The organism is Anaerobutyricum hallii (genome assembly GCF_900209925.1).
Classification (GTDB): domain Bacteria; phylum Bacillota; class Clostridia; order Lachnospirales; family Lachnospiraceae; genus Anaerobutyricum; species Anaerobutyricum soehngenii.
On record NZ_LT907978.1, the window covers coordinates 511,048 to 524,572 of the forward strand.

A 13,525-nucleotide genomic window follows, 5' to 3' on the forward strand; every position below is an offset into this window, starting at 1 on the left:
CGATTATATGGTAAAAGTAGAGAATAAAGAAACGTTACGATTATTGACGAAACGTTTTATGAAAATGAACCGAGCAAGAAATATTATTGCTGTTATTGCAATCATGTTGACATCACTGTTATTTACAAGCCTCTTTGTGGGGAGTGTATCCATGATACTTTCCAAAAGAGCAACGGAAATTAAGCAATTTATGGATTCATCCCATGCTATTGCGCAGAATTTGTCAGAAGAAGATGCGGTGAGATTGCAAAAAACAATAGAACAAAGTGATGAGGTGGAACGATATGGAACAGGCATTTTTCTGGGAGCAGGAAGAGATAAACATTTTGGCTTTTCAGTAGAAGTTAGATATGCAGATAAAAATATGGCAGAAAGCTTTAATTGTCTGCCAACTACAGGAAGACTGCCAGAGAAGGAAAATGAAGTGGCAGTCAGCAGCTTGGTACTGGAAGCACTGGGAGTTACACCAAAGATTGGGGAAGAAGTCACGCTGACGTGGGAAGTAAATCCAATGCTGAAACAATACAAAACAGATACATTCCAGATATGTGGATTTTGGCAGGGTGATAAGGCTGTTTTAGGTCAGATGGTCTGGGTATCTGAAGCCTATGCGAAGGAGAATTGTTATCCTGTTACACAGAAAGAATTAAAAAATGGTATCTATAATGGGGGAAAGGAGTATTCTGTCTGGTACAAGAATCTTTGGAATCTGGAAAAGAAAACAGAAAATATATCTAAGACAGCAGGATTTACGAAAGCAAGGACAGGATTGGAGATCAATCCGGCATATAATCTTTTTGAAGAGGATTCATTTTCATTCACTTCCCTTATTGTAATGGTACTGTTTGTGATATTGGCTGGTTACTTAATTATTTATAATATTTTTAATATATCCGTGAAAACGGATATTAGAGCCTACGGATTATTGAAGAACGTGGGAACAACAGGAAAACAATTGAAAAAAATTGTACGTATGCAGGCATGGAAATTGTCAGAAGTGGGGATTCCAATCGGATTGATCTTCGGTTATCTTGCAGGTTTTTGTATGTCGCCGTCTCTGACAGCAGATGCCCAAATCAGTGCACAGGCAGGACAGACTACACAGACAGTAGTATCAGCTAATCCTTTGATTTTTTTTGCAGCAGCACTTCTGACACTTTTAACGGTGTATTTATCCTGTCTACGGGCTTGTAAAATGGTGGAAAGAGTTTCGCCTGTGGAAGCCCTACATTTGGCAGAAGGAGAGCAGTCACAGAAGAAAATAAAAAAGAATACGTCTGTAACCTGGTGGGGAATGGCAGTTCAAAATGTGTTCCGTAACTGGAAAAAGGGATTGATTGTTATGCTTTCTATCGCTCTTTCTATGGTAGTGGTCAACTGTATTGTGATGTTGGTGCAGGGATATGATTTTGAGTCTTACCAGAATATAGTTTTAGCATCTGATTTTCAACTGGATCAGATGACCGACACTTTATCGAATACAAATTTCAACGGTATTACACCTGAAATCAAAGAGATTCTGAATAAGTGTCCGGAAAGTGAGAAAACAGGATATGTGTATTATTCGGAAGAAAGACATAAGATGGAACCGGCACTTTTGAAAACGTGGGAGACATTGGCAGAAAAAAACAAAGAAAACTGGACAGATTATGAAAAGCAAATCTGGGAGGAAACAAAAGCGGATAATACTGTAAAGGTTCATTTCCTCGGAATTAGTGAAGCGGTGTTTGATATGTTAGAATGGAAAGGGGAAAAATGTTCCTGGGATACGTTTAAAAGTGGGGATTATGTGATTGTGGACTATAGTGATAAATATACAGAACAACCAGTTTCTTATTATCAGTCTGGCGAGACTTTTAAAATGGAGTACGGAAACGGAAAGCAGAAAGATTATGGGGTAATCGGAGAAGCTATGATGCCATATTCCCTGGATTATCCGTATGCAGATTCTGTTTATATTACAGTAATGGTCCCAGAAGAAGAGTATTTCACCCAGACAGAAAATCAATCAGCAATGTATGCTACTATTGATGCCAAGAAGGGAGAGGATAAGCAAGTAAAAGAATACATTGATAAAAATGTTTTGAAAGAAAATGATATGATAAATGTTTCTTCTGTATTGGATATGAAGGCGAGCTTTAGGCGGTTTGTCAGTAAATATTATATGATCGGTAGTTTTCTTGTCATTATTTTAGCTTTTATTGGCATTATGAATTTCTTTAATACAACAGCAACTTCTGTAATTAGCAGAAAAAAAGAACTGGCACTTTTGGAAGTTGTTGGAATGACGAAAAAACAGATATCGAAAATGCTAGTGGCTGAGGGATTCCTATATTTGGGAGGCGCATTTGTGATTGCAGTATTGCTAATTGTGTTTGGAGCAAAGCAAATTTTAGTAAATACGCTCGGTACAGCATTTTTCTTCCGGCTACATCTTACGATAGTGCCATGTGTGCTTATGATTCCAATTTTGGTTGGGATTGCGTATGTGATACCAAAGTATCAGTTTGAAAAGATGAGTCGGGAAAGCATTGTTGAAAGGATTCGGAAAGAATAATAACAATGTGTAAATTAGGCGTATGGATTTGATGGATTCATGCGCCTTTTTTAGAAAATTACAATTCTATATCATATGACTTTTTCTTAGTCCGAGCAGGCTGATTTCGCCGAATTTCCTGTTCTCTTTGATATTTAAGTTCCCATGCACGATGGGAGAAGACATCAGGATCTTCTACATTGAGATAATCCACTTCATTGGTTGCAATATCACGACGGTGATAGTCATAATATTTATCGAATGTACCTTTGAGTTGCTCTATCAGTTTGTCCCGAAAATCAGGACGTATCTGGATTCGGGTATCCAACAATTCTGTGTATTGTTCCGGATTAGGATGAAATTTTTCTTCTCGGAAAGCGGCGGCGTCTTTTTCAAGCTGTTTTTTGAGCGAGATGTCCTGAGAATCCAAGATATCAAGATTGTTATTCATCTGGTCATATTTTTTTGATAGATTCGTCATATCTTTATCGGTAGAGCATTCTGCCTGGAAGATTAGCTGCTCTTTCCTTGATTTCAGTTCTTCGATTTCTTCGGTAATAGTGGTAAGCTGCTGATTTAATTTTATATGCCGGATGGGATTCAAAATACTGGTTTTATCCTTTTGCACATTCAGTTCTTTCCGTTCCGTAACTTTAGCTTTGAGTTTCTTTTTAACTGTGTTGTATTTATTCAGTATTGGATTAAAATGATTCATCCAGTCATGGATCACTTCTTTTTGCATCTCATTATGAAGCAAATGATATTGTGTAAAAATCATATGATTTCGGATAGTTTCCATTGTTTCTGCAATTACAGGAATAGAATTTTTGACAGCCTGAGCCAGTTTCGATACCTGAGTTTTTAATTCCCGGAGCATTTGGTTATCGGCACGAATCTGGCGGTTGATTTCACAGCGGTCTGCTATCATGCCTTTCTTTTCCATATTCTGGGCAATGTAGCCTTCATGGATGGTTGGCTGTTCGGTGATTCCCTGATCTGCAAAGCTGCGGTGATCAATGGTAGCATTTATCTGATTACGTGCAAGCATTTTATTTACGGCATCTGCCCAGTTTGCCCGCCAGATGCAAAGTTGTTCATCACTGTTCCATTGTTCGGAAATAGGATTCTGTCTGCCATATCGGCTGCTCTTGGGGTGCTTATCAATCCGTTCATATCCTTTTTCCTGTGCAACAGAGGAAGTCAGATATTCTTTCTTTTTCCCAACTTTATAGCGATATTGCTTTTTCCATCCCTGTTTCTGAGCAGTTTTAAATTCAGAAGCAGTAAATCCTTTTTCTTCCCCATCTTTGATACAGAGATATTCTTTTTCTGTTTTATACTGCCATGTTCCATTTTCATTTAGTGGTCGGACAGTAAGAAAAATGTGTGCATGGGGATTGTGACCATCTGTATGAAAAACAAGGATATTCTGCGAAAGAAGCAAAAAAAAGAGCTGAGAAATATGTTGCAATTCCCGATACAAGCGAACACCAATTAGGACTGAGTGTTGATATTAATGCGGATACCGACAAATGTTCTTCTGAAAAAGTATATCAATGGTTAGACGAAAATGCATATAAATATGGGTTTGTAAAACGTTACCCGGAAGATAAAACGGATATAACAGGAATTAGTAATGAACCATGGCATTACCGTTATGTTGGAACGACTGTCGCTAAAATAATGAAAGAAGAAAATTTATGTTTGGAAGAATATTTAGAAAAATATAAATAAAAACAAAAGAAAATCCTAACTTTTTTTATAGTAGGATTGTTATATTATTTAGAAAACAGAGGGAGGCAAATTTGCGAATGGAATACAAAACTGATTCTTTGTTAGTACATCTAGCAAGAGCAGGAGATGAAGATGCGTGTGAAAAACTGGTCAAAAAATATTACTCAAGTATATATCAATATTGTTTGCTACATATCAATGATCCCTATGAGGCAGAGGATTTGACACAAGAAGTATTTACACGTTTCTTTTCCAATTTATATAGATATAAAGAATATGGAAAAGTTAAGAATTATCTTTATACAATTGCAGGAAATACAGTTAAAAACTATTACAAAAAGAAAAAAGATATTCCATCAGAGGAACTGCTAAAATCAGAGGACAGTGGTAAAAATTATGTAGAAGAGCTAGGAGTCCGATTAACTATTGAACAGGCGGTGAGAAAGCTGCCGGAAGAAATTAGAGAAACGGCAGTTTTATATTTTTTTCAAGAATTGAAACAAAGAGAAATTGCAGAATTACTTCATATCAAACTTTCTCTTGTAAAATATCGAATCGGAAGAGCAAAAAAACTTTTAATGAAAGAGTTGGAGATGAAAAAAGATGAAGAATTATAAGCAACAAATACAGGAATATAAGAATGTAATCGAAGAAAAGTATGTAAGGGCTGAAGCAGAGAACAGAACAGTAAAAGCATGTCAGAATATTTTGTCAGAGTCAATTTTATTGAAACAATCGCATAGAACATCTTATTTTGAATTTTTGTATGAGCAGACAAAATTCATAAAAAAAAGATGGTGGATTTTACAAGGTTGTATTCTTATGTGTCTATGGATATGGTTGAGTAATTATACATCAGACATAAAAGATATGATGAGGATTATGGGAATATCTGCCACAATATTTGTGGTTCTGATTGTCCCGGAAATTTGGAAAAACAGAAGAAATGGTGCGATTGAGATTGAGCAGGCGTCTTATTACACACTGCGTCAGATTTGTACAGCAAGAATGTTAATGTTTGGAGTAGTGGATCTGGTGATTGTTATGGTGTTTTTGGCAACTACATATCAAACAACAATACTCTCGTTAAGTGATTTGGTGGTTGATTTTTTGCTTCCGGTAAATGTTTCATGTTGTATATGTTTTCGTGTATTGTACAGCAGATGGGAAAAATCAGAATATATAGCAGTGCTTTCCTGTCTGGTATGGGTTGGTTTATGGATGATGATTGTTGCAAATGATGTTATTTATCAGAAAATTGTAACTCCGGTATGGGTGGCTATGCTGATATTGACTTTTGTATATTTTATTTTTTGTGTTCAGAAGTCATTGGTATTTGATGAAAAAATTTTGGAGGATTACACGTATGAAATTAGAATTTAAAAATGTAACAAAACAATACGGAGAAGTAAATGCTGTCAATAAAGTGAATTGTGTTATGGAAAAAGGAATTTATGGACTGCTTGGAGTAAATGGAGCAGGAAAGACCACATTAATGCGTATGCTTTGTACGATTGTTCAAACATCAGAAGGACAAATATTATGGAATGGTAAAGATATATGGAAACTAGGAGGTGAATACCGAGAAGTTCTGGGATATTTACCACAGGATTTTGGATATTATCCAGATTTGACCGTATATGATTATATGATGTACATTTCTTCTATAAAAGGGTTAAAAATGCCGTTTGCCAGAAAAAAAGTGAAGCAATTATTAAATCAAGTAGGAATGGAAAAATTCAGTAAAAGAAAAATGAAGAATTTGTCTGGAGGAATGGTTAGACGTGTAGGAATAGCACAGGCGATGTTAAACGATCCGCAAATTCTTGTCCTGGACGAACCTACCGCTGGATTAGACCCGAATGAAAGAATACGTTTTCGTAATTTAATTAGTGAATTGTCGGAAGAACGTTTGGTGCTCCTGTCTACACATATTGTATCGGATATTGAGTACATTGCGAATAACATTATGTTAATGAAAGATGGAGAACTTTTTTATGCAGGTACTGCGGAAGATTTAGTATCTTCTATGAAAGAAAAGGTATGGCAATGTAATGTTTCGAGAAGTATGATAGACAAATATATGAATGAATATTTGGTTGGAAATATAAAAACAACAAAAACCGGAGCAGAGCTTAGAATTATTTCAATAGAAAAGCCAACAGAAGATGCTGTGGCTGTAGAAAAAAATCTGGAAGATGCATTTCTATTTTATTTTGGAGAAAAATCGGAGGAAAAACAAGATGCTTAAATTAGAATTAAAACGAATTTTTTCAAAGAAAATTAATGTGTTTGCAATCGGATTGGCATTGATACTTGCTGTCATTTTTAGCGGATTTGCAGTTACAAGTAATCGCTATGTGGATGAGAATGGAAATGCCAGTACTGGAATTATGGCGACAAGAAAACTTACAGATAACAGACGAGCATGGAAAGGTACATTGTATAGTGGCTCAGTTGTCAAGACAAAAATCTAAGATTTTTATAATGAACTGATATGGTGGACAAGTTACAAGGAACATGGAGAGAACAGTGGAGCACTCCCCAGATCCAATATATGCTAAGCTACATATGGCATCAACATTGCCGGATAGTAGCATTCAGCCGGTGTTTGGTAATCAAGTGCAGAATGGCGTCGCTCAAAGTTGTAGGTGTGGATATACTGTCTGATAGCAGCCCTTGCTTCCCTGATGTTGTTGTACTGTGTCAGATAGGCTTCCTCATACTTGAAGCTGCGGAACCAGCGCTCAATCATGATGTTGTCTGCCCAGCGGCTTTTTCCATCCATACTCTGGCGGATACCGTTTTCCTTTACAAAGTCAATGTATTGCTGACTTGTAAACTGACAACCCTGATCTGAATTCAAGATCTGAGGTTTTGCCACTTTGAAAGCTTTTTTCAGGGCACTGATAACCATTCTGGTATCAAGTGTGTCATCCACTTCCCAGCCGACAATACAACGGCTATACCAGTCGATCACGGCTGTCAGATACAGAAATCCGCGCTTGATCGGAATATATGTAATGTCAATAGACCATGCCTGATTTGGTTTGTCTATGACCGCATTACGAAGAAGATATGGACATACTTTCGCCTGCTGCATTCGCTTGGAAAGATTCATCTTTGGATAAATCGGGTAAATATCCATCTCATTCATGTAGCGTCTTGCCTTGCGGCGTCCAACCTGGTAACCACGGGTTTTTAACTGTGCAGACATTTGTCTTGCGCCCCAAGTGGGATTATCTGTATGGAGATGATCAATGATCTCTTTGCAGGCCAGTTCCTCATCTGAAATAGGGGCACCCTTGTAATAAATGCTTGTACGGTTGATGTCAAGCAACCTGGCGCCAACAGAAGCCGGAATTTCCTTAGTCGTCAAAAGGTTTTGGACTAAACTTACTCTCGTAGTCAGGTCCACAAATTTCTTCAGATTTTTTTTTGAGCCAGTCAACCTGCATGGTTAACTGACCAACCTTTTTGGCATACTCCGCTTTCTCCTTACGCTCTTCGGCAAGCTTTTCTTTGAGGTTTTCCTCACGCTTGTCGTCGAACACAACCGAAGCATTGTTCAAGAACTCTTTTTTCCAGTTGCGGAGCAGATTTGGTTGGATGTTATTTTCAGTTGCAAGGGTATTGAGATCTTTCTCACCCTTAAGCAGCTCAATTACAAGGTCTGATTTGAATTTGGCATTAAAATTTCTTCTTTGTCTGGACATGATAATGGATCCTTTCTTTCATACTGGTTTAAGTATATCAGATTCATTAAAAACTGTCCGAAAAAGTGTCTTAATTTATGAGACCATTATATTGACAGAAGATGAACTTGGAAAAGTTATAGAACAAAATAAAAATGCGATGACACAATCCTCAGAAGAAGAAAATGCGATTTACGGAACGACATTGCAACCGATAGATGATATTAGGAGTTTTATAATATCGGTATTAACACCAGATGCAGAATATGATGAAAGTGTTCTAAATCAAATTACAGAAGAAAATATACAAGAGTTCTATGACACTTATCATAAAAATATGGAAAAGATGGCAGAAGAATATGGAAAGACTTCTGTTCAGAAAAAATACTTGGAAAAGAAATATAATGAAATAAAATTACCAGTAGAATACGAATCTTATAGTTCGTGGGATACTATGATTATGTATGTAGAAACGTATTCTATTATTCTGGCAATCATAGTTGGTTTTATTTGTGCTGGAATATTTGCAGATGATTTTCAGACAAAAGCAGATGCAGTATTTTTCTCTACAAAGTATGGACGTACAAAAGCTGTTAAAACAAAAATATTGGCAGGAATAGTTACGACAGTTATGATTTATTGTATGGGAATTATATTACTTAGTGTGATTTGTTTTGGAATTATGGGAATCAGTGGTATGAATACACCCTATCAAATGTATCAGGCATATAGTATTTACATTATGTCGTATGGACAATACTATTTGTTGACAGTTGTATGTGGATTTATAGCCAGTATGCTGGCGGCTTCAGTGTCTATGTTAGTAGCGGCTAAAATGCATACAATTAGTGTTGCTGTTTGCATTCCGTTCTTTTTATATTGCTTATTGCCATTTATAGGACGGGCACTTTCTGGGTATACAACGCTTTTCAATTTGATACCAACAATTTTGACAAATGTACAGGCAAGTGTAAAAGTCCCACTTATTTATCAGATTGGGAATTGTGTATTTCGACAAATTCCGCTTGTAATGGTAATGTATACAGTGATGGCAATAGCCTTACTGCCTTTTATTTATAAGAGTTTTCGCAGATACGGAAAGAAGTAAAAATTGAGTATATCTATCATAATGCGAACATATATTTGGTTCAAGGGAATGCGGATATTTTTAAAGTGATTGTGTCAATTTACAATCAATTTCTATTCAATGTGGTTTTTTGGAAGGTTCTGTAAAATAAGCTCAGATCAAAATAATGACGGGAGGAGCTTATGCAACAGAATATTGAATTTGAGCGGTGCATTGATTTTCTGGTACGGATGATTGATAAGTACGGCGAAGAAGTCCTCCGGGAGTTGGAGGAAGAAAAACAGAATAAAGAAGAAAAAGAAGCGGCAGTTTCCTGAAATACAAAATGTAAATCAGACTGTCGCTTTTTTCATGCATTTTTAAATCAAATAAATCATCCAAAATACTGACACGGGACAGCTTTTTTGTCCAGATTTTGCTGTTTCTACGCTTGCCATTGTAAAATGTTACAAAAACTGAGTATAAATTTTGTAATGGGTTACACGTTTAACCTTTGTAAAAAATGTATTTCTATTGTACGATGTAATCAAAATATCAGGAAAAGAAGGAATAGATATGGCACAAAGAAGGGTTCGGATCGTGGATGTGGCAGATGCGTTAGGTCTTAGTACCGCAACTGTCTCAAAAGTGATTCATGGTAAAACAGAAAAGATTTCTGATGAAACAGTAAAGCGTGTCCAACAGGAGCTTGAAAGTTCAGGATATATACCGAATATGGCAGGTATTTTGCTTGCAAGAAATAATTCAAGAATCATCGGAGTGGTGGTGAATGACAACATAAAGTATGAGGGTCGGGTTTTAGAAGACGGCTTTGTGATGTCGTCGTTGAATGCTCTTTCCCATGAGGTGAATAGAAAAGGATATTTTCTGATGATAAAAACAACATCAGATATCAGTGAAATCCCTGTTTTTGCTTCTATGTGGAATATGGATGGTCTGATTCTCATGGGGTTTTGTGAAGCGGATTATGAGAAGCTTCGCAATCAGATGAGGATATCTTTTGTTGTATATGATGGTTATTTTGAAAAGTGTTCTAAAGTTGTTAATCTGGTAATTAATCATTATGATGGCGGTTATCAGGCAGGAAAGTATTTTAGAGAGCTTGGTCATAAAAAGGCATTATGTATAGCAGATAATTTTATATGTATGGATAAGGAAAGGATTGAAGGCTTTTGTAAAGCATTTGAGCCGGGGGAAACATTGATCTGGCAGATTCCAAAGACGGAAAAGGAAAGGATATGCTTTTATCAGGATAACTTTTCAGAACTGCTAAAGAATAATATTACAGCAGTGTTTGCTGTCTCAGATTTTTATGCACTTGAGGTTATGCGTTTTTTACAGGGAAAAGGATTACATATTCCTGCGGATATACAGATCATCGGTTTTGATGACAATATGTCTAGCAAGGGAAGTTCCCCTGCACTTACGACGATTCATCAGGATGCAGCATTCAGAGCAAAAACAGCAATAGAATGTCTTGAAGCAATGCGGGATGGATTAGATTGTGAGTCAGAAATTGTGCTGCCGGTTAAATTAGTAAAAAGAGAAAGTACGGGGTTGTTGTGATGTCAAAATTTACGAAATCGTTATGTAAAATAGCAATTCCGGTCACGTTGCAAAGTATGCTGCAGGCATCATTTTCAATTATTGATCAGGTTATGATTGGGCAGTTGGGAGAAACAAATATATCTGCAGTTGGACTATGTGGCAATTTTTCTTTGATTTTTTCTGTAGTGATCGGTGCCGTTGGTACTGTTGCGGGAATTTTAATTGCACAGTTTATTGGTGCTGATGATACGAAAGAAGCCTGGTGTAGTTTTGATGTGAGCTTTATTTGTGGAATAATAATAGCTGCAATGTTTCTGTTAGCATCAGGAGTTTTTTCATCGCAGATTCTGAGTCTTTATACAAAAGATATGAGTATTATTAGTACGGGTGAAGTCTACTTTAGAATTGTGGCGTTTTCCTATATTCCAATGGCAATCAGCAATATTTTATCCGCATGGCTGCGTTGTAAAGAGCATGCAGTCATACCATTTGCAGCGAGCTTTGTAGCAGTAGCTGTAAACACAGAGCTGAATTATTTACTGATATTTGGAAAATGTGGATTTGCACCTATGGGAATAAAAGGTGCAGCAATCGCAACATTGATTTCACAGTTGTTTAATCTGGTATGTATTGGTATCGGATTTATGGTCTGCATCCAAAAAGATGAAGATAAACCAGTCTTGGCATTTCATTTTGAAAAGATTAGTCTTGGAAATTATTTTATAATGATCATGCCAATTTTGGTCAGTGAATTTCTATGGAGTCTTGGTCAAAATGTGGAATCTGCAGTTTATGGACATCTCGGCACATCAAATCTTGCTGCCTATACACTTACCTGCCCGATACAGGGTCTGATTGTTGGTGCATTAAGTGGTCTATCTGCTGCGGCTGGTGTGATGGTTGGCAAGCGGCTTGGCAGGAAAGAATATGATGAGGCTTATACAGAGTCTAAGAAGATTATGTATGCAGGCTTAATTGGTGCAGTAGCCGTATCGGTATTACTTATTTTTTTAGCAGGTATCTATACTAGATTATATCGTGTGGATTATGGTGTAAAAGAGCTTGGGAAAATTTTGCTCATTATATTTGCTTTGTATGCGCCAGTCAAGGTTGAAAATATGATTCTTGGCGGAGGTATTATAAGAAGTGGCGGCAATACAAAAATTATCATGGTGATTGATATTATTGGTACATGGTGTATCGGAATTCCTTTGTGCCTGGTTGCGGCATATGTATTTAAGTGGGGAATTGTAGGTGTATACACGCTGCTTACCACAGAAGAAATATTTAGATTGGTTATATCACTGATTATTTTTAGAAAACGTAAATGGATGATTAGTTTATCCTAGAGCGTGTTTGAAAAACCATTCCTACAATCTGCACGCCCCAATTTGCGGTATATTTTGCCTTCATTCAGTTGACGTAGCCCGCTACGCCGCCCTCATTCAGGTAAAATCTCCCACAAATTGTAACGCACATCTTGCAGAAAGCATTTTTCAAACACGCTCTAGTGTGGGGAAGACGAAAAACTCCGCAAAAAGGTATTACATATAATAGATGTGTATGATGATCGTAAATCTTACACATCTATTTTTTGTAAAAAATTATTTAAAGTAAATTAACAAGAAAAGGATGTTTCCAGTTTCAAATTGAAAAAAGCAGGTTAACAGATTTCCTTTTGGATGGTAAAATAGAATGAGAAGATTATGAGAAAAAATTTTCAGGGGTAAAGTTCTTTGGATAAATTTCACTGGATATTGTGCTAAGAACTAGTTTAGCTGTTAGAGTTACAGTAATTTAAAGAATGGAATAATTTATAATGGATAGGTATTTTTGTGTATTAACAATAATTAATCTTTTTGTTCTGAGTTTTATGTGCATTCTCACAAAGCTGAGTGAAGCACTTAGTAAAAAACAAAAGCAAGGTTTTGTGTGTGCATTTGTGCTGATTGCTGGAATCTCCGTTCTGGAGGTTATCACACTTATAGTTGACGGTAAGCCATCGAGTTATCGATGGCTTAATATCATGTCAAATTATCTGGGCTTTGGTTTATCGCCTGCAGTAGCACTCTGTCTTGTATATGTGTTGGATAAGAAAACAACCTTTAAGCGTGAATTTAAGATGATGGTGTACTGCGAGCTTGGATATCTGATTTTTCTGGCTTTATCTATTCCACATGGAATTGTATTTTCTGTGGATGCTGATAATTTTTATTCCCGTGGTCAATATTTTTACATTTATGTTATCATTTACTTCGCTGCAATTTTGTATCTTTCGATATCTACGATCATCAAGGCGAGAGAATTTCAGAATCGCAGCAGGAAGCTCATCTATCCACTTATTGTTTTTCTGACAGCCGAAACGATTATTCAGGTTGCATTACCGGAACTGCGTGTTACTTGGTTATGTGTTACTTTGCTTTCTGTGTTGTATTTTATTTATTGTAATGAGATGTGGAATCAGTTGGATGGTCTTACAGGTCTTTTGAATCAGAACAGTTATCTAAATCGTACAGCGGAAATGCGATACAGCGGAGGGGTTCTCATAGTGTTTGATGTGAATGACTTTAAGATAGTGAATGATGACTATGGACATTTGCAAGGAGATATTTGCCTTGCTGCAATCGCAGACTGTATCAAAAAAGCCTATGCGTGTTATGGGTACTGTTACCGGATAGGTGGAGATGAGTTTTGTGTGTTATTGAAAAATGGAGAAAAAGAAGAGGAATGCTTATATGAATTTATGAATCAACTGGAGGAACGGAGAAAGGAAATTACTTTTTTACCAATCGTTTCATTTGGTTCATCGGTATTTTCTGGTGAGGATATCAATGTGGTTAAGAAACTTGCAGACCGTAATATGTACCAGTGCAAAAAAGAGCAAAAGAATCGTGCCACTTTAGGATTATAATCCCATAGTTTAGA

Annotated in this window: 12 protein-coding genes and 4 pseudogenes; 12 read left to right on the top strand and 4 right to left on the bottom strand. The window is 36.6% G+C overall.

Annotated elements, in window-relative coordinates; all coding sequences use genetic code 11:
• Nucleotides 1–7: 7 nt before the first annotated feature.
• Entirely contained in the window at nt 8–2,557 is a 2,550-nt protein-coding gene (locus EHLA_RS02230) for an ABC transporter permease (RefSeq protein ID WP_096239161.1), read from the top strand.
• Between the two features lie 58 nt (nt 2,558–2,615).
• On the opposite strand, the pseudogene EHLA_RS02235 reads toward EHLA_RS02230, so the two are convergent.
• Nucleotides 2,616–3,956, bottom strand: a pseudogene (locus EHLA_RS02235) (MobA/MobL family protein); the annotation flags it as partial.
• Between EHLA_RS02235 and EHLA_RS02240 the strand changes: the two are divergent.
• The 5 genes and pseudogenes from EHLA_RS02240 to EHLA_RS02260 all read left to right on the top strand — a co-directional run.
• Nucleotides 3,947–4,270, top strand: a pseudogene (locus tag EHLA_RS02240) (M15 family metallopeptidase); the annotation flags it as partial. The pseudogenes EHLA_RS02235 and EHLA_RS02240 overlap by 10 nt on opposite strands.
• A gap of 77 nt (nt 4,271–4,347) precedes the next feature.
• Nucleotides 4,348–4,887, top strand: coding sequence for an RNA polymerase sigma factor (locus tag EHLA_RS02245; RefSeq protein WP_096239162.1), 540 nt, complete (start codon nt 4,348–4,350; stop codon nt 4,885–4,887).
• Nucleotides 4,874–5,653 (top strand): hypothetical protein, encoded by a 780-nt coding sequence (locus EHLA_RS02250; RefSeq protein WP_096239163.1) that lies wholly within the window; start codon nt 4,874–4,876, stop codon nt 5,651–5,653. Before EHLA_RS02245 ends, EHLA_RS02250 begins: the two co-directional genes overlap by 14 nt.
• Nucleotides 5,637–6,521, top strand: coding sequence for an ABC transporter ATP-binding protein (locus EHLA_RS02255; RefSeq protein ID WP_096239164.1), 885 nt, complete (start codon nt 5,637–5,639; stop codon nt 6,519–6,521). The genes EHLA_RS02250 and EHLA_RS02255 overlap by 17 nt, the downstream gene beginning before the upstream one ends.
• On the top strand, nt 6,514–6,747 hold the full coding sequence (locus tag EHLA_RS02260) for a hypothetical protein (RefSeq protein WP_096239165.1): 234 nt from the start codon (nt 6,514–6,516) through the stop codon (nt 6,745–6,747). Before EHLA_RS02255 ends, EHLA_RS02260 begins: the two co-directional genes overlap by 8 nt.
• 83 nt (nt 6,748–6,830) lie before the next feature.
• Here the strand turns inward: EHLA_RS02260 and EHLA_RS02265 are convergent, their stop codons facing one another.
• Together EHLA_RS02265 and EHLA_RS16530 are read right to left on the bottom strand one after the other, a co-directional pair.
• Complete coding sequence (locus EHLA_RS02265; RefSeq protein WP_242970654.1) at nt 6,831–7,649, bottom strand: IS3 family transposase; 819 nt, start codon at nt 7,647–7,649, stop codon at nt 6,831–6,833.
• Nucleotides 7,639–7,986 (bottom strand): transposase, encoded by a 348-nt coding sequence (locus tag EHLA_RS16530; protein ID WP_229097941.1) that lies wholly within the window; start codon nt 7,984–7,986, stop codon nt 7,639–7,641. The genes EHLA_RS02265 and EHLA_RS16530 overlap by 11 nt, the downstream gene beginning before the upstream one ends.
• A 91-nt stretch (nt 7,987–8,077) precedes the next feature.
• Here EHLA_RS16530 and EHLA_RS02270 point away from each other — a divergent pair, with 91 nt between their 5' ends.
• The 4 genes from EHLA_RS02270 (at nt 8,078) to EHLA_RS02280 (ending at nt 11,949) form a co-directional block, all read left to right on the top strand.
• A complete protein-coding gene (locus EHLA_RS02270) occupies nt 8,078–9,073 on the top strand; it encodes an ABC transporter permease (protein WP_242970655.1) in 996 nt (331 codons plus the stop codon).
• Nucleotides 9,074–9,234: 161 nt separating this feature from the next.
• Nucleotides 9,235–9,369 (top strand): hypothetical protein, encoded by a 135-nt coding sequence (locus tag EHLA_RS16755; RefSeq protein ID WP_004844681.1) that lies wholly within the window; start codon nt 9,235–9,237, stop codon nt 9,367–9,369.
• 238 nt (nt 9,370–9,607) lie between these two features.
• Nucleotides 9,608–10,618: a LacI family DNA-binding transcriptional regulator gene (locus EHLA_RS02275; protein ID WP_096239166.1), complete on the top strand. Its 1,011-nt coding sequence runs from the start codon at nt 9,608–9,610 to the stop codon at nt 10,616–10,618.
• Nucleotides 10,618–11,949, top strand: coding sequence for an MATE family efflux transporter (locus EHLA_RS02280; protein WP_096239167.1), 1,332 nt, complete (start codon nt 10,618–10,620; stop codon nt 11,947–11,949). The genes EHLA_RS02275 and EHLA_RS02280 overlap by 1 nt, the downstream gene beginning before the upstream one ends.
• On the opposite strand, the pseudogene EHLA_RS16965 reads toward EHLA_RS02280, so the two are convergent.
• Nucleotides 11,936–12,079: pseudogene (locus tag EHLA_RS16965) on the bottom strand (DUF6783 domain-containing protein). The gene EHLA_RS02280 and the pseudogene EHLA_RS16965 overlap by 14 nt on opposite strands.
• Here EHLA_RS16965 and EHLA_RS16970 point away from each other — a divergent pair.
• Together EHLA_RS16970 and EHLA_RS02290 are read left to right on the top strand one after the other, a co-directional pair.
• Nucleotides 12,017–12,154 (top strand): annotated as a pseudogene (locus EHLA_RS16970) (DUF6783 domain-containing protein); the annotation flags it as partial. The pseudogenes EHLA_RS16965 and EHLA_RS16970 sit on opposite strands and share 63 nt — an antisense overlap.
• A gap of 265 nt (nt 12,155–12,419) precedes the next feature.
• Nucleotides 12,420–13,511 (top strand): GGDEF domain-containing protein, encoded by a 1,092-nt coding sequence (locus EHLA_RS02290; protein WP_096239169.1) that lies wholly within the window; start codon nt 12,420–12,422, stop codon nt 13,509–13,511.
• Nucleotides 13,512–13,525 lie beyond the last annotated feature (14 nt).

What these genes read in the sequence shown, in the direction of transcription:
- EHLA_RS02245 (WP_096239162.1), top strand. Translation starts at nt 4,348, where the DNA reads ATGGAATACAAAACTGATTCTTTGTTAGTACATCTAGCAAGAGCAGGA.
- EHLA_RS16530 (WP_229097941.1), bottom strand. Translation starts at nt 7,986, where the DNA reads ATGTCCAGACAAAGAAGAAATTTTAATGCCAAATTCAAATCAGACCTT.
- EHLA_RS02280 (WP_096239167.1), top strand. Translation starts at nt 10,618, where the DNA reads ATGTCAAAATTTACGAAATCGTTATGTAAAATAGCAATTCCGGTCACG.
- EHLA_RS02255 (WP_096239164.1), top strand. Translation starts at nt 5,637, where the DNA reads ATGAAATTAGAATTTAAAAATGTAACAAAACAATACGGAGAAGTAAAT.
- EHLA_RS02275 (WP_096239166.1), top strand. Translation starts at nt 9,608, where the DNA reads ATGGCACAAAGAAGGGTTCGGATCGTGGATGTGGCAGATGCGTTAGGT.
- EHLA_RS02230 (WP_096239161.1), top strand. Translation starts at nt 8, where the DNA reads ATGGTAAAAGTAGAGAATAAAGAAACGTTACGATTATTGACGAAACGT.
- EHLA_RS16755 (WP_004844681.1), top strand. Translation starts at nt 9,235, where the DNA reads ATGCAACAGAATATTGAATTTGAGCGGTGCATTGATTTTCTGGTACGG.
- EHLA_RS02290 (WP_096239169.1), top strand. Translation starts at nt 12,420, where the DNA reads ATGGATAGGTATTTTTGTGTATTAACAATAATTAATCTTTTTGTTCTG.
- EHLA_RS02250 (WP_096239163.1), top strand. Translation starts at nt 4,874, where the DNA reads ATGAAGAATTATAAGCAACAAATACAGGAATATAAGAATGTAATCGAA.
- EHLA_RS02260 (WP_096239165.1), top strand. Translation starts at nt 6,514, where the DNA reads ATGCTTAAATTAGAATTAAAACGAATTTTTTCAAAGAAAATTAATGTG.